The organism is Streptomyces sp. GLSS-08 (assembly GCF_056387915.1).
The window spans coordinates 63316-78369 of record NZ_JBWJAQ010000008.1 but is presented as its reverse complement, the minus strand read 5'-3'; the positions used below and the strand labels follow the sequence as shown (position 1 = coordinate 78369).

Annotated in this window: 13 protein-coding genes; 7 read left to right on the top strand and 6 right to left on the bottom strand. The window is 70.5% G+C overall.

Annotated features, from left to right (window positions below):
• Window positions 1–11: 11 nt before the first annotated feature.
• Both AC0ZLC_RS16215 and AC0ZLC_RS16210 read left to right on the top strand, forming a co-directional pair.
• A complete protein-coding gene (locus AC0ZLC_RS16215; protein WP_476752660.1) occupies window positions 12–701 on the top strand; it encodes an 8-oxoguanine DNA glycosylase OGG fold protein in 690 nt (229 codons plus the stop codon).
• Between the two features lie 123 nt (window positions 702–824).
• Window positions 825–1472, top strand: coding sequence for a hypothetical protein (locus AC0ZLC_RS16210; RefSeq protein ID WP_476752659.1), 648 nt, complete (start codon window positions 825–827; stop codon window positions 1470–1472).
• A gap of 88 nt (window positions 1473–1560) precedes the next feature.
• Here AC0ZLC_RS16210 and AC0ZLC_RS16205 read toward each other — a convergent pair whose 3' ends face one another.
• From AC0ZLC_RS16205 to AC0ZLC_RS16180, 6 genes are all read right to left on the bottom strand, one after another.
• The gene (locus AC0ZLC_RS16205) at window positions 1561–2820 is read right to left on the bottom strand and encodes a hypothetical protein (RefSeq protein WP_476752658.1); all 1260 of its coding nucleotides are present in this window, start codon (window positions 2818–2820) and stop codon (window positions 1561–1563) included.
• Window positions 2821–2944: 124 nt separating this feature from the next.
• Complete coding sequence (locus tag AC0ZLC_RS16200) at window positions 2945–3490, bottom strand: hypothetical protein (RefSeq protein ID WP_476752657.1); 546 nt, start codon at window positions 3488–3490, stop codon at window positions 2945–2947.
• 46 nt (window positions 3491–3536) lie between these two features.
• Complete coding sequence (locus AC0ZLC_RS16195; protein WP_476752656.1) at window positions 3537–4088, bottom strand: protease inhibitor I42 family protein; 552 nt, start codon at window positions 4086–4088, stop codon at window positions 3537–3539.
• Window positions 4060–5643, bottom strand: a complete 1584-nt coding sequence (locus AC0ZLC_RS16190; RefSeq protein WP_476752655.1) for a peptidoglycan-binding protein — start codon at window positions 5641–5643, stop codon at window positions 4060–4062. The genes AC0ZLC_RS16195 and AC0ZLC_RS16190 overlap by 29 nt, the downstream gene beginning before the upstream one ends.
• 11 nt (window positions 5644–5654) lie before the next feature.
• Window positions 5655–6026: a hypothetical protein gene (locus AC0ZLC_RS16185; RefSeq protein WP_476752654.1), complete on the bottom strand. Its 372-nt coding sequence runs from the start codon at window positions 6024–6026 to the stop codon at window positions 5655–5657.
• Window positions 6027–6140: 114 nt separating this feature from the next.
• The gene (locus tag AC0ZLC_RS16180) at window positions 6141–8069 is read right to left on the bottom strand and encodes an ABC transporter ATP-binding protein (RefSeq protein WP_476752886.1); all 1929 of its coding nucleotides are present in this window, start codon (window positions 8067–8069) and stop codon (window positions 6141–6143) included.
• 150 nt (window positions 8070–8219) lie between these two features.
• On the opposite strand from AC0ZLC_RS16180, the gene AC0ZLC_RS16175 reads away from it, so the two are divergent.
• The 5 genes from AC0ZLC_RS16175 (at window position 8220) to AC0ZLC_RS16155 (ending at window position 15053) form a co-directional block, all read left to right on the top strand.
• The gene (locus AC0ZLC_RS16175; protein ID WP_476752653.1) at window positions 8220–9185 is read left to right on the top strand and encodes a lysylphosphatidylglycerol synthase transmembrane domain-containing protein; all 966 of its coding nucleotides are present in this window, start codon (window positions 8220–8222) and stop codon (window positions 9183–9185) included.
• Between the two features lie 272 nt (window positions 9186–9457).
• Window positions 9458–10576 (top strand): mechanosensitive ion channel family protein, encoded by a 1119-nt coding sequence (locus tag AC0ZLC_RS16170; protein WP_476752652.1) that lies wholly within the window; start codon window positions 9458–9460, stop codon window positions 10574–10576.
• Window positions 10577–10708: 132 nt separating this feature from the next.
• A complete protein-coding gene (locus AC0ZLC_RS16165) occupies window positions 10709–12928 on the top strand; it encodes an NADP-dependent isocitrate dehydrogenase (RefSeq protein ID WP_476752651.1) in 2220 nt (739 codons plus the stop codon).
• 202 nt (window positions 12929–13130) lie between these two features.
• Complete coding sequence (locus tag AC0ZLC_RS16160) at window positions 13131–14075, top strand: TauD/TfdA dioxygenase family protein (protein ID WP_476752650.1); 945 nt, start codon at window positions 13131–13133, stop codon at window positions 14073–14075.
• A 129-nt stretch (window positions 14076–14204) separates the two neighbouring features.
• Window positions 14205–15053, top strand: coding sequence for an MIP/aquaporin family protein (locus AC0ZLC_RS16155; RefSeq protein WP_476752649.1), 849 nt, complete (start codon window positions 14205–14207; stop codon window positions 15051–15053).
• Window position 15054 lies beyond the last annotated feature (1 nt).

The following is a 15054-nucleotide window of genomic DNA, read 5'->3' as shown; positions in this document are numbered from 1 at the left end:
ACACTCGGACCATGAGCGCGGACACAGCGGCTGTGATGCCGGATGGCACTGCGATCCCCGGCCGCGACGAGGTGCTCGGCCAGAAGATCCCCTTCGACCGGGCCCGTTGGCTGCCTCTCCTGCCCGGCTCCGACTGGTGGCCCGCGGACCTCGACGACTGCCCAACGGTGGCCGGCCGAACGAGGGTCGACCGGCGTACGGTCTTCGGCATCGCCCTACGCTCGGAGACCGTCGCAGGCCGACGCCACCTTCTGACCGCAGCCCTCGTCTGGGGTACCGGAACCAAAGCCCAGTCCGTCGCGCGGCGCGCACGCATCTTCGCGGAGTCCTCGCCCCGGGACATCGACGCGCGTCTGGAGGCCGCGTTGGGCATCCTTCGGGAAGAGGGCGCCGTCGCGGCGTACCACGCCTTCAACAACTGGCACCGGATCAGGTTCCTGGGTCCGGCGTTCTTCACAAAGGTGTTGTACTTCGCCGGTCACGAGCAGTGCGCGGGGCTGTTGCGTCCGCTGATTCTGGACCGTTTCGTCGCCCTGACGCTGCGGACATCCGATCCCGGCGAGAAGTGGCGCGGAGGGGGCTGGACCACGCCGCGCTACAGCCGGTATCTGGCTCTCGCCCATGACCACGCACAACAAGCGGGAGTCCTGCCGGACCAGATAGAGGCCACATGGTTCGCCCACGGCAGGCGACAGGCCTGACCCGGGCGACGGCGTCGAGCCCCGCCGTGGCGGCTCTGCCCGGGAGGTGGGCCGGAGCCTGAACTGTCAGGTCTCCCACGCCTGGTGGACGGCAGTCGGCGGAGGGGCCCGCACACTTCTCGCATGATCGTGTCGCGCCCTGTTCTGGAAGTACTTCCGCCGCCTGACTTCACGTTGTGGCCCGTCGCCGACGTCGCGCCGTACGACTTCCTGCCGCTCCACGACGGACTCGCTCCCGCCGAGATCGGCACGGCGTTGGTGAGCATCGCCCACCGCAACTCCGTCACGCCCGAGGACGCACGCCCTTCGGCATCCGTGAACCCGATCGACGGGCTCCTGCACGGGCTGTTCACGACGGACTGCGTCTATGTACCGGGCGGTCTGCGCGTGACGGACACCGGCACCGGCTTCACGTTGCTTCCGGGGTGCTGCAACGGCCTCGAGGAGCGCGGCGACTGGTTCGAAGTCCTCGACGGGGAAGGGTGGGCGTCCTTCGGCCACGATCCTTCTCCGGTCGCTGAGCGCGTCGGGGATGTCGTCCGCCTGACCGTGGACGCGGACCGGGCAGACAGTCCCGTGACCGAGGTTCAGGTAGCTGGGCTGCGGCAGTCTCTCGCCGGGGTGGAGCGCGATCTGATCGACTTCCTGCACCTGGTCGCGGTCTGGGCCGCCGGACAACTGCCCGACCACGCCCAGGACGTCACGAGGGTGCTTGCGCGAGCTTTGGGCCTGCCGACTCCGGCACTGCCGGATCTGCGGATCGACGGCTGACCTGTTCCGTCTCGATCGCACGACTTCGCCGGGGCGTTTGTTCGGGCGCGGATCTCGGCCCGGATCGGTGGGCACGTGGCGTCAGCACTCACTCCGTCCTGCCCTGCGCTTCCTCCTCGTCCCCGCGTCGGCGGCGGGCTCGCTCGGCGATCCCACTGGAGAGTTTGCCCTTGACCGAGCCGGCCCGGTCGAGGGTCACCTTGCCGCGGCTTCTGGCGGCATCGACGCCCTTCGCTCCTGTCTCGAGCGCCTTGTCCCTCACCTCGGTGGCCGCGTCCACCCATCGTCTCGCTTCCGACGACCGGCGACCGGACCCGATCCCGAGCCGCTCGTGGAAGTCATGGACGCCGATCGCGACATTGTTGCTCGACTGCACCACGGCCGGGGACTTGGTCGGGTGCAGCAGCACCTTGGCGTTGGCCGTGCCGGCGACCGCCTTCATCCGGGCCACCAGTCGCTCGGTGCTCCGCGATATGAGTTCCTGCCGGTCCTGCCGGGCGGCCTTCAGTCCGAGGCGATGAGCGTCCAGCTCCTGCGGGGACGTGTCCAGCACCCGGTCGAGTTCGAGCACGGCGATCGCGTCCTGCAGTTGGAAGCAGCGAGCCAGAACGGCGAGCCACTCCCGAGCCGGGGACTCGGCATCCCTGACCGTCGCGGCGAGATCACCGATCTTGGACTGCCGTTCCATCTTCTCCGCGATCACGTCGAGTTGGCGCAAGGCGTACACCTGGGTCTCCGCGATCGCCGTCGGCGCGTCCTGCACCTTCGACCACATGGTCTCGTCGACCCTGCCCCGCTTCTCGCGGATGGTCATGGTCTCGTCGATGACGATGCCCACTCCGATCATGCGGGACAGCACAGTGTCCTTCTGGGCGCGCAACACGTCGTCGACCTTCGCGTCGATCGCGGCGAGGTAGTCGGTGATCTCCTCCATGCTCTGTTGCATCGCGACCTGCGACATGAGTTTCGCGGCATTGGCGAGAGCCGCCGGGTTGGTCAGAAACGATTGGGGTCCCTTCACGAACTCCACGAATCCCCTGATCTGGCCCTTCTGCCCCTTCAACACACCCGTGCCGAAACCGGTCTTCGAGCTTTCCCTCAGCCCGTACTTCCTGACGAGCTGCGCCGACTTCGGCGTCAACTTCACCCAGCGACCGGAGCTCCCGGCAATCTCCGAAGCCGCCTGCGCGACTGCGGATCCGGCACCGAAGACGGACTTGAGCCACTGCGGACCGAGATCCTTCGACGACGACAGCCCCTCCGAGATGAGGAAGCGGTCGACATCGGCCGCGTTCCCGATCACCATCAGCCCGTCATCGTCACTGATCAGCTGGATCTCGCCGTCCATCGCCCGCTCCTGAAGTCGTTTCTCTCAGTGACGCCAGGATCCGAAGACTGCGGCCGCAAAGCTCACAACACGCCGCCGCTCGGTGGCCCCACACCCACCGCCCTACTCGGATCGGCTGCTCAGCCTACGTACTCCGCCCCCGCGCCCGGGTCAGCTGCTTCAGTTCGATGATGGTCGCGACGGCGCGCAGCCAGGTGGCCGCCGTGTCGTCGGCGGCGGTCCCGCCCACGAGTTCGGTGCCGGCCCGCAGCCACTCCCGTACGAGGACGGCCGCCTCCCGGCGGGGCAGCGGCTCGGGCAGTTCCGCGGCGCGGGCGAGTCCGCCGGCGCGCACGGTGTCGGCGAGGAAGGCGACGGAGCGCGGCTCGGTGCCGAGGCGGTCGAGGACGACGGCTGCGGCCGCGGCGCCGTCGCCGAACAGGGCGGTGCGCCGGGTGCCGGGCGGGGCGGTGAGGCCGTAACGCAGCAGGACGGTGACGTCGAGCCGGACCAGCTCGTCGTCCGTGCGGTCCGGCGGAAACGGGGCGTCGTCGTCCGTGCGGTCCGGCGGGTATGGGACGCCTTCGTCCCTGCGGTCTGACAGAAACGGGGCCTCTTCGTCCCTGCGGTCCGGCTGGTGCGGGGCGTCTTGGTCCGTGCGGTCCTGCTGGTGCGGGGCGTCGTCGTTCATGGCTGGGATTCGAGTGTCTCGTCTCATCGGGCTGGTCCGCCGCGGCTCAGTTGACGGTGACGGTGTACGTGATGCGTTCGGGGGCCTGGGAGGGAGTGGTCGACCCCGTGGTCGGGGTGGCGGAGGGTCCGGTCGTCTCGGGAGGCACGGTGGCGGTGTTGCCCTGGCAGGTGGTGGACTTGCAGTGCAGCAGCGTGAACCGGGTGGTCCCCCTGCCCTTGGCCTCGAAGGCGAAGGTGAGCCGGCCGCCGGCACCGGGCATCGGCTCGTCGCCCGAGTCCGACGCGTAGTTGCGGCCGCGGCTGACCAGCACCGAGCTGTCGGGCTCGGGGTCGACCAGGTACCAGTACTCGCGGGTGGAGGCGTTCTGGTCGACGGTGAGCGTGAAGCGCTCGCCCGGCTCGGCAGTGATGCTGGTGTCCGTAACCGGCCGGCCGGCCGGGCGGCCCGCGGTGCCCGTGGAGTGGCTCGCGGTGTCCGCGGAGCCGCCGGCCGGCTCGTCGGTGCCCGAGCCGCACCCCGTGGCTAGCGCGAGGAGAGCCGCCGCCGTGATCGCGGCACCGCCCCTGCTACCGCGGGAGATAGACGCTGTACGCATTGGGGAGTTCACTCTTGGATGCCTTGCCCATGTGGCCGTTGATGAAGTCGTCCTCGCTGACCCAGGTGGTCGAGCCCCAGGGGTTGTACACCTGGAGCTTGTCACCCTCCTGGGCGATGATGGTCATGGCGTGGGCGCCCTCCTTGCCCGAGACGTCGACCGGCACCGGCCGCCCCTGCGCCACCGACTTCTCGACCTCGGTGAGGACCGCCCTGCGGTCGGCGGCGCTGTTCAGGTCCTGGCGCTGGTAGTCACTGCCGGTGGCACTGCCGACGGTGGTGTCGTTGATCCGTTCCTGTCCCTCGGGCCCCATACCGCCCCAGTTCTCACCGCCGTCGCCCTCGGTGTGCAGCCGGTGCTGTTCGGCCACCAGGCGCTGTTTGAAGGCGTTGGGGTCGTCCTGCTGCCCGTCGGGGCCGCCGGTGAGGTCGAGCGCGTAGAGCGGGTCGACCATGGCGCGGGACGTGACGGTGGACGAGGCCACGCAGGTGCCCTCGGTGCCGTTGCCGCCCTGGACCCACCGCTGGCCGTCGAACGTGACGTAGTCCTTGTTGTTGTTCGAGCCGTCCGGCGCCAGACCCTCGTCGTTCATGCCGTCCGCGGCGGTGACCACCGGAGTGAGGTGCCGGCGCAGCCAGTCGGGGTCCTTGCCGTGGATCTTGTCCTGGAACTTCCCGATCTCGGCGACACTGTGGCCGGCGGCCAGCGATTTCATCAGGTAGGCCCGCTCCTGCGGGCTGTCCGACTTCGCCAGCATCCGCTGCATGGCCATCTCGTCGTCGAGGCTCAGCAGGTCCATACGCGTCGACGCGCGCGCCAGGTCGTCGGCCGTGAGGACCTCGTTCAGCTCGGTGTCGGCGCCCGCGACGCCGGTGTCCGCGAGCATCAGCTTGTCGACGGCGGTGAGTTCGCTGGTCTCCAGCTTCCCGGCCCGTGCCTCCGTGGCCCACTTGTTCAGGTCCCGGGCCGCGACGCGGGTGGCCTCCTCCGCTTCGGAGACGGCGGCGTGCATCAGGTCGACCGCGTAGGAGCCGAAGTGGGCGGCGTTCTTGCGGTCCCACTCCTCCTCGTCGTTCTCGTGCAGGTCGTCGAAGAAACCGTCCTTGCCGCCGAGCGTCTTCTTCTGCTCCAGCAGCTGGCCGCGGCCCTGCTCGTCCTTGCGCTGCGCGGCGCCGATCGCGTCGGCCAGCGTCAGCAGCACCGTCGCGCACCCCCGGAACGCCTCGCCCATCCGGGTCACGGACCGCCCGGCGGCGTTGACCACGTCGGAGGCGAGGACGCTCGTGTCGCCGACCCACACCTCCGGAAGACCCTTGCGGCCCACCCGGTCGACCTGGTCGAAGACACTGCCGACGTGGTCGACCTGGCCGCGGTAGAGCTGTGCCAGGCCTTCCAGTACGCCTTCGTCACCGCCCGGTACGGGCACCGAGAGGGCGTCGTCGATCAGGTCGAGGAGTTCGTTCTTGCTGCCGGCACCGAGCATGCTCTTGGACAGCCCGGCGAGCAGAGCTAGGCGGAAGGAAGGGGAGTCGAAGGGAGAGGAGAAGAACGACACCGGCCCGCTCCTCAGTAGCTCGACAGGGCGGAGGTGCGCCCGCCCTGCGCCGATGTGTCGGTGAGACTGCTCGCGCCGCCTACGGTGACGCTGTCCGCGTGCGTCTTCACCAGGCCGTCGGTGCCGTGGTAGGTCTTCTTGGCCAACTGCACCTTGCCACCGAGCTCGTGCAACGCCGACGCCAGGGTCTTGGCCTCCGCCTCCCAGGCCTTGACGAACGCGTTCAGCGCCGACGCGGCGTCCTCGCCGCCGACATCGCCGTACGAGTACGTCGTGCGGGACTTGACGGCCGAGGCGACGCCGTCCATGTCCGTGCCGGCGTCGTCGAGTTGCTGGGCCTGCCCGGTCATGCCTGCCCTGACCTGGTAGCCGTCCAAGCCCACCGTGCCTCCCCCCGTACACATTTGATCTTGATCGCGGGCAGGCTAACACGCGCTGTTTGTACGAAGATCACACGTCATTTGGCGCACACACCTCTGCCCCCACTGTCGCGGGACTCAGACCACCACGGTCCGGGGCGTCTCCCCGGGGGCCGTGTCCGCCCGGTCCGTCCCGCCGTCGCGGGCAGTGCCCGCCTTGGCGAACTGCGTCCGGTACAGCTCTGCGTACCGGCCGTCCGCCGCCAGCAGTTCGTCGTGCGTCCCGCGCTCCACGATCCGTCCGGCCTCGACGACGAGGATGGCGTCGGCTGCCCGCACGGTCGACAGGCGGTGGGCGATCACCACGGCCGTCCGTCCCTCCAGCGCCTCGGCGAGCGCCTCCTGGACGGCCGCCTCCGAGGTGTTGTCCAGGTGGGCGGTGGCCTCGTCGAGGATGACGACGCGCTGCCGGGCGAGCAGCAGCCGGGCGATGGTCATGCGCTGGCGCTCGCCGCCGGAGAGCCGGTAGCCGCGCTCGCCGACCACCGTGTCGAGACCGTCGGGCAGGGACCGGACGAGATCTTCCAGTCGGGCGCGGCGCAGGACGCCCCACAGTTCGTCCTCGTTCGCGGTGGGACGGGCGAGCAGCAGGTTGGCCCGCACCGAGTCGTGGAAGAGGTGCCCGTCCTGGGTGACCATGCCGAGGGTCGCGCGCATCGACTCGGCAGTCAGGTCGCGTACGTCGACGCCGCCGATGCGGATGACGCCCTCGTCGGTGTCGTACAGCCGCGGCAGCAGCTGGGCGATGGTGGACTTGCCGGCGCCGGAGGACCCGACGAGCGCGACGGTCCGGCCGGGTTCGGCACGGAAGGAGACGCCGTGCAGGACCTCGGCACCGCCGCGCGTGTCGAGGGCGGCGACCTCCTCCAGCGAGGCGAGGGAGACCTTGTCGGCGGAGGGGTAGGCGAAGCGGACGTCCTCGAACTCCACGGACACCGGGCCCTCCGGGACCTCGCGGGCGTCCGGCTTCTCCTCGATGAGGGGTTTCAGGTCGAGGACCTCGAAGACGCGCTCGAAGCTGACGAGTGCGCTCATGACCTCCACGCGGGCCCCGGCGAGCGAGGTGAGCGGGGCGTAGAGGCGGGTGAGGAGCAGGGCGAGCGAGACGACGGCGCCCGGTTCCAGGCTGCCGCGCAGGGCGAACCAGCCGCCGAGCCCGTACACGAGGGCGAGGGCGAGGGCGGACACCAGGGTCAGTGCGGTGATGAACGCGGACTGCGCCATCGCCGTGCGCACCCCGATGTCCCGCACGCGGCGGGCCCTGGCCGCGAACTCGGCGGATTCGTCGCCGGGCCGGCCGAACAGTTTGACGAGGGTCGCGCCGGGTGCCGAGAAGCGCTCGGTCATCCGGGTGCCCATCGAGGCGTTGAGGTCCGCCGCCTCGCGCTGGAGCCTGGCCATCCGGCTGCCCATCCGGCGGGCCGGGACCACGAACACCGGGAGCAGCACCAGCGCGAGCAGGGTGATCTGCCAGGACAGGGTGAGCATCACGGCGAGGGTGAGCAGCAGGGTCACGACGTTGCCGACGACTCCGGACAGGGTGTTGCTGAAGGCCCGCTGGGCACCGATCACGTCGTTGTTGAGCCGGCTGACGAGCGCGCCCGTACGGGTACGTGTGAAGAACGCGACCGGCATGCGCTGCACATGATCGAACACCGCCGTCCGCAGATCGAGGATGAGCCCCTCCCCCAGCGTCGACGACAGCCAGCGTCCGACGATCCCGAGCGCCGCCTCGGCGAAGGCGATGACCGCGATGAGCACGGCGAGCCGTGTCACCGTGCTCTCGTCGCCGCCGGACACGATGGCGTCCACGACGCGTCCCGCGAGGACCGGCGTGGCGACGGCGAGCAGGGCGGTGACGACGCTGAGCGCCAAGAACCAGGCGATGCGGCGGCGGTGCGGGCGGGCGAAGGCGGCGATGCGGCGCAGGGTGACGCGGGCGAAGGGGCGGCGCTCCTGCTGCGCGTTCATGACGCTGTGCAGTTGCATCCAGGCTGTGGTCTCCATACTCATGACAGAGACGTTAAGACCTCAAGCAACGTTGAGGTCAACGGTTCAGCGGTCTCTCCCGGTTCTTCCGTGCCTTGCCCCGCGTGTCAGCCGCCGTCCTCGCGTCCGCAACCCCACGTTGGTGCGGTGTGGAAAACCTCTCCGGGTGTGACAGCCGTCGTACGCCCTCCCGACACCCTCTCCCGACGCGTTCCGGTCCGGCAGTTGCTGTGCCTGCTCCCGCTCGCCCTGGTGCTGTGGGTGGCGGTGCGCCACCGTGCCGTGATCCAGGAGGGCTTCGGGCACCTGGAGGGCGCCGAGCTGCCGTGGCTGGCGGTGGCCGCCGCGGCGACCTGTCTGACCTGGGTGGCCGCGGCCTTCACCCGGCAGGGCGCGGTCGTCGAGCGGCTGCCCGCAGGCCGGCTGCTCGCCACGCAGTTCGCGGCGGGCGCGGCCAACCACCTGCTCCCGACGGGCCTCGGGGCGAGCGCGGTCAACCTGCGCTTCATGACGGTGTGCGGTGTCCCGCCGGCCCGCGCGTCGGCCGCGCTGGCGCTGTATCTGCTCGCGGAGTCCGTGACCCGGGTGGGCCTGCTGCTCGTGCTGATGATCTCCTTTCCGGACGCGCTGCGCCCGGGGACCCTCGTGCCGCCGAGTGCGGCCGGTCCCCTGCTGCTCGCCGTGGCGGTGGCCCTCTTCGCGGCGGTCACGGTCCTGCTCCTCGTCCGCCGGCTGCGCGCGGCCGTCGGCTCGTTCCTGCGGACCGCGCTTCGTGAGGCGCGTTCCGTGCACGTCCGCCCGGCCCGTGCGTGCGCCCTGTGGGGCGGATCGCTGGCGTTCCCGGCGCTCCAGGCCGCCGGACTGGCAGCGGTGGGGCGGGCGTTGGACGTGCCGGTGCCGCCCGCGCATCTGGCCGTGGCGTATCTGGCGGCCACGGTCGCCGTCGCGCTCGTGCCGGTGCCGGGCGGTATCGGTTCGGTCGAGGCGGCACTGATCGTCACGCTCGTGGCCGCGGGCAGCCCGGCGGCCCTGGCGACCGCCGCGGTCCTCGGCTACCGGATCATCACCGTCTGGCTGCCGCTGCTGCCCGGGGCGCTGACACTGGGCGCCCTGCTGCGGCTGAAGGTCGTCTGAGCCCGGCGGACACGGCGCGGCGCCGACAGCGTGCGCGGACGACAGAAGTTGAGCCGGAGCGAGGCCGCGGATGCCGGTACGGCGGATCGAACGGCCGTGACCCGAAGGCCCGGTGACGGACGGGCAGCCGGATGCGGCAGGATGAGCGGTCGTCCCGGACGGCACGCACCCGTCCGGCACGATCGTGCATTCCCGGATTCGAGCAGGTGGCAAGTGACGACACTTCACATCGGGCCCACGAGCCCTTCCCTCGGCCGTACGGGAGGCGACCGGTGAACCGCGCCCTGACCCTGGACGATCTCGTCGTCGCCGGCATCGCCCTGGCGGCGGGCCTCGCGACGGCCTTCCTGCTGCGCATGCTGCTGCGCTGGCTGGGCAAGCACGCGCTGCGCACCCGCTGGAGCGGGGACGACGTCCTCGTCGACGCGCTGCGGACCCTCGTGCCGTGGGCGGCGGTGTCCGCGGGCATCGCGACGGCGGCCACGGCGCTGCCGCTGACCGCATCGGTCGGACGGAACGTGAACCGGGTCCTGACCGTGGTCCTCATCCTGGTCGCCACCGTCACCGCGGCCCGCGTCATCACCGGCCTCGTGGGCAGTCTCGCCCAGTCCCGGTCGGGCGTCGCGGGCTCCGCCACCATCTTCGTCAACATCACGCGCGTCGTGGTGCTGGCGATGGGCTTCCTGATCATGCTGCAGACTCTGGGCATCTCCATAGCCCCGCTGCTCACGGCCCTCGGCGTGGGCGGTCTCGCGGTCGCGCTGGCGCTCCAGGACACCCTCGCCAACCTCTTCGCCGGCGTCCACATCCTCGCGTCGAAGACGATCCAGCCCGGCGACTACATCCGCCTCAGCAGCGGCGAGGAGGGCTACGTCGTCGACATCAACTGGCGCAACACGACCGTCCGCCAGCTCTCCAACAACCTGGTGATCATCCCGAACGCCCAGCTCGCGGGCACCAACATGACCAACTTCACCCGCCCCGAGCAGGAGATGACCCTGCTCGTGCAGGTCGGCGTGGGCTACGACAGCGACCTGGAGCACGTCGAGCGCGTCACCACGGAGGTGATCACCGAGGTGATGACGGAGATCACCGGGGCCGTCCCCGAGCACGAGCCCGCCGTCCGCTTCCACACCTTCGGCGACTCGCGCATCGGCCTCACCGTGATCCTCGGCGTGGGCGAGTTCAGCGACCAGTACCGGATCAAGCACGAGTTCATCAAGCGGCTGCACCGGCGCTACCGGGACGAGGCCATCAGGATTCCGGCGCCGACCCGGACGGTGGCGCTCCAGCAGGGCGCGTCATCCCTGCCCGACGCCGTCAACCCCGACACCGTCCTCCCCGACTCCGGCATCCCGCACCAGCGGGAGGCACGGACGCGGCTGCCGTAGCTCCCGGAGCCACCGCGGGGGGTGCCCCGCCGGGGACGGGCGTGCGGACGGCGGGCAGGGCCCTGTCGAGTGGGGGCCGGTCACGAGATATCTTGATGTCGAGCAATGTTGCAGACGTGGAGCGGAGCACCGGTGACTGACTCGACCATCATCTATACGCACACCGACGAGGCCCCGGCCCTGGCGACCCATTCGTTCTTGCCGGTGGTCCAGGCATACGCGTCGCAGGCCGGTGTCACTGTGGAAACCCGTGACATCTCGCTTGCCGGGCGCATCATCGCCCTCTTCCCCGAGTACCTGGAGGAGGGCCAGCGCATCCCCGACGCCCTGGCGGAGCTCGGCGAGCTGGCCAAGACGCCCGAGGCCAACATCATCAAGCTGCCGAACATCTCGGCCTCGATCCCGCAGCTGAAGGCGGCCGTCGCCGAGCTCCAGGAGCAGGGCTACGCGCTGCCGGCGTACCCGGACGACCCGAAGAGCGACGAGGAGCGGGAGATCCGCGCCCGTTACGACAAGGTCAAGGGCTCCGCCGTGAACCCGGTGCTGCGCGAGGGCAACTCCGACCGCCGCGCCCCGTCCTCGGTGAAGAACTACGCCAAGGCCCACCCGCACCGCATGGGCGCCTGGACCACCGAGTCGAAGACCAACGTCGCGACCATGGGCGTCGACGACTTCCGCTCCACCGAGAAGTCCACGGTCATCTCCGAGCCGGGTTCCCTGCGCATCGAGCTCACGGCCGACGACGGCTCCACGACCGTGCTGCGCGAGTCCGTACCCGTCCTGGCCGGGGAGGTCGTGGACGCGTCCGTGATGCACGTCGCGCCGCTGCGCGAGTTCCTCACCGCGCAGATCGCCCGCGCCAAGGCCGAGGGCGTGCTGTTCTCGGTGCACCTGAAGGCCACGATGATGAAGGTCTCCGACCCGATCATCTTCGGTCACGTGGTCCGCGCCTTCTTCCCGAAGACGTTCGCGAAGTACGGCGAGACCCTCGCCGCCGCCGGTCTCTCCCCGAACGACGGTCTCGGCGGCCTCTACAAGGGCCTCGAGGCGCTGCCCGAGGGCGCCGAGATCAAGGCGTCCTTCGACGCCGAGCTCGCCGAGGGCCCGGAGCTGGCGATGGTCGACTCCGACAAGGGCATCACCAACCTGCACGTCCCCTCGGACGTCATCGTCGACGCCTCCATGCCGGCGATGATCCGTACCTCCGGCCACATGTGGGGCCCGGACGGCCAGGAGGCCGACACCCTCGCGGTCCTGCCGGACAGCAGCTACTCCGGCGTGTACCAGGTCGTCATCGACGACTGCCGCGCCAACGGCGCCTTCGACCCCTCGACGATGGGTTCCGTCCCGAACGTCGGTCTGATGGCGCAGAAGGCCGAGGAGTACGGCAGCCACGACAAGACCTTCGAGATCCCCGCCACCGGCACGGTCCGCCTCGTCGACCAGGCCGGGAACACCGTCCTGGAGCAGGCCGTCTCGGCCGGCGACATCTTCCGCGCCTGCCAGACCAAGGACGCCCCGATCAAGGACTGGGTCAAGCTCGCCGTCACCCGCGCCCGCGCGACCGGCGACCCGGCCGTGTTCTGGCTGGACGAGACCCGCGCGCACGACGCCCAGCTGATCGAGAAGGTCAGGCGGTACCTGCCCGAGCACGACACGGAGGGCCTGGACATCAAGATCCTGTCCCCGGTCGAGGCCACCGCGTTCTCCCTGCAGCGCATCCGCCGCGGCGAGAACACCATCTCCGTCACCGGCAACGTCCTGCGCGACTACCTGACCGACCTGTTCCCGATCCTGGAGCTGGGCACCAGCGCCAAGATGCTCTCGATCGTGCCGCTCATGAACGGCGGCGGCCTCTTCGAGACGGGCGCGGGCGGTTCCGCGCCGAAGCACGTGCAGCAGCTGGTCAAGGAGAACTACCTGCGCTGGGACAGCCTCGGCGAGTTCCTCGCACTGGCGTCCAGCTTCGAGCACCTCGCGACGACCACGGGCAACGCGCGCGCCCAGGTCCTCGCCGACACGCTCGACCGCGCGACGGCCTCCTTCCTGGAGAACGACAAGTCGCCGACCCGTCGCGTCGGCGGCATCGACAACCGCGGCAGCCACTTCTACCTGTCCCTGTACTGGGCCCAGGAGCTGGCCGCGCAGACCGAGGACGCCGACCTCGCCAAGGCGTTCGGCCCGCTCGCCGAGACGCTCTCCGCCAAGGAGCGGACGATCGTCGACGAGCTGATCGCCGCGCAGGGCAAGCCGGCCGAGATCGGCGGCTACTACCAGCCCGACGTCACCAGGGCCACGGCCGTCATGCGCCCGTCGAAGACGTGGAACGAGGCACTGGCGATCCTCGCCTGACGCACCCCCGCGGACCCGCCGTCCGCACACAGCCGCCCCGGCCGGGATCACTCCGGCCGGGGCGGCTGCCGTTTCCGCCACCGTGGTGGCGCGTCGGGCCCCGTACGGGTTCGCAGGGCCGGGGGCGGGTAGCGATCAACCGGGCCGCGACCCGGGTTTCGGCGGTCGGCGGCCCACCGGACTCGACGGAACGGAGTGAGACGTGACAGCGGACGCCGGTATCGATGTGCGGCCGGCCTCGGGCCACACCGGCGCGGAGATCGGCGGAGTCGACCTGGCAGGGCCCCTGGACGACGCGGTCGTCGCGGCGATCCGGGCGGCGGTCCTGCGCTGGAAGGTGGTGTTCTTCCGGGACCAGCACCTCGATCACGCCGCCCATGTGGCGCTCGCCCGCCGCTTCGGGGAACCGGTCGCCCTGCGGTCCCGCGGCACGGCGTCCCCGGCGGACTTCCCGCAGGTGGAGACCACGGCGGACCGGCTGGAGCTGGCCGGGCGGTACGGCATGGACCGCGACGAATGGCTGGAGCGGCGCCGCCACACGCTGCTGCGGGGCTGGCACTGCGACCACGGCGCCCGGATCGATCCGCCGGCGGCCACCATCCTGCGCGCGGAGACCGTCCCCCCGTACGGCGGGGACACCACCTGGTCGAATCTGGCGGCCGCCTACGCGGGCCTGTCCGAGCCGGTGAAGCGCTTCGCCGAGGGACTGCGCGCGGAGCACCGGCTCGGCGTCGGATACCAGCCCCGTCCCGGCCAGGACGCCTACCTCCAGCACCTCCAGGACCATCAGGTCGCCTCGGTGCACCCCCTGGTGCGGGTGCACCCGGAGACGGGCGAGCGCCTGCTGTTCGTCAACGGGTACTACGTGGAGCGGATCCTGGGCGTGTCCCGCGCGGAGAACGTGCGGCTGCTGGAGATGTTCGTCGAGCAGGCGACCCGCCCCGAGTACACGGTCCGCTTCCGGTGGGAGCCGGGCAGCGTCGCCTTCTGGGACAACCGGGCCACCGTCCATCTCGCCCCCGGCGACACCGGCCACCTCGACCACCCCCGCGTCATGCACCGCGTCATGCTCGCGGGCGACATCCCGCAGGGCGTGGACGGCAGGCCCTCCGAAGCCCTGACCGGCTCCCCGCTGCACCCGTCCTGAGAACGCACCCCTTGCCACAAAAGTGAATATTGCGCCCCTTGTGCGATTGTCGCTTGATCGTCCTATTCTGATGCGGGGAGGGCTCGGACAGTCGACGGCCGGCTCCGTGCCGGTGGGAAGTGGGCTTCCATGGCTGAACGATTCAAGCGGCTGGGGCTGGCCGGCGAGATGTCGGCCGAGTTCCTCGGCACCATGATTCTCATCCTCTTCGGTTGCGGCGTGGTGGCCCAGGTGGTCGCCGGCGGCGCACTCACGACGCCTGCGGGCGGTCTCGGCAACCACGACAGCATCGCCTGGGCCTGGGGCCTCGGCGTGACCCTCGGCGTCTACGTCGCGGCACGGCTGAGCGGTGCTCACCTCAACCCCGCGGTGACCGTCGCACTGGCCACGTTCAAGGGTTTCCCGTGGAGCAAGGTGGCACCGTACGCGCTGGCCCAGACGGCCGGCGCCTTCGTGGCCGCCCTGCTGGTGCGCTGGAACTACACCGAGGCGCTGGCCAAGGCCGACCCCGGCCACACCATCAAGACACAGGGCGTGTTCTCGACCCTTCCGGCGAACGGCAACCCCAATCTGCCGGTCCACGAGTGGGGCGCGTTCCGCGACCAGATCATCGGCACCGCGATCCTGCTGCTGCTGATCCTGGCCATCACGGACCTGCTCAACACGCCGCCCGGCGCCAACCTGGCACCGTTCATCATCGGTCTCGTCGTGGTCGCGATCGGCATGGCCTGGGGTACCAACGCCGGCTACGCGATCAATCCGGCGCGTGACTTCGGGCCCCGGCTGGCCAGCTTCCTCACGGGATACGGCGGAGCCTGGCGAGATCAGTACGGGAACTTCTACTTCTGGGTGCCGATCATCGGCCCGCTGATCGGCGGACTGCTCGGCGCCGGCCTGTACAAGCTCCTGATCGGCCGGTTCCTGCCGACGGCGGAGCCGGAGCCCCCCGGACGCGTCCCCTCACCCGACGAGTCCTGAC

Excerpts from the sequence above, each read along its gene's own strand:
- AC0ZLC_RS16215 (WP_476752660.1), top strand. The coding sequence starts at position 12 with ATGAGCGCGGACACAGCGGCTGTGATGCCGGATGGCACTGCGATCCCC.
- AC0ZLC_RS16210 (WP_476752659.1), top strand. The coding sequence starts at position 825 with ATGATCGTGTCGCGCCCTGTTCTGGAAGTACTTCCGCCGCCTGACTTC.
- AC0ZLC_RS16205 (WP_476752658.1), bottom strand. The coding sequence starts at position 2,820 with ATGGACGGCGAGATCCAGCTGATCAGTGACGATGACGGGCTGATGGTG.
- AC0ZLC_RS16200 (WP_476752657.1), bottom strand. The coding sequence starts at position 3,490 with ATGAACGACGACGCCCCGCACCAGCAGGACCGCACGGACCAAGACGCC.
- AC0ZLC_RS16195 (WP_476752656.1), bottom strand. The coding sequence starts at position 4,088 with ATGCGTACAGCGTCTATCTCCCGCGGTAGCAGGGGCGGTGCCGCGATC.
- AC0ZLC_RS16180 (WP_476752886.1), bottom strand. The coding sequence starts at position 8,069 with ATGGAGACCACAGCCTGGATGCAACTGCACAGCGTCATGAACGCGCAG.
- AC0ZLC_RS16155 (WP_476752649.1), top strand. The coding sequence starts at position 14,205 with ATGGCTGAACGATTCAAGCGGCTGGGGCTGGCCGGCGAGATGTCGGCC.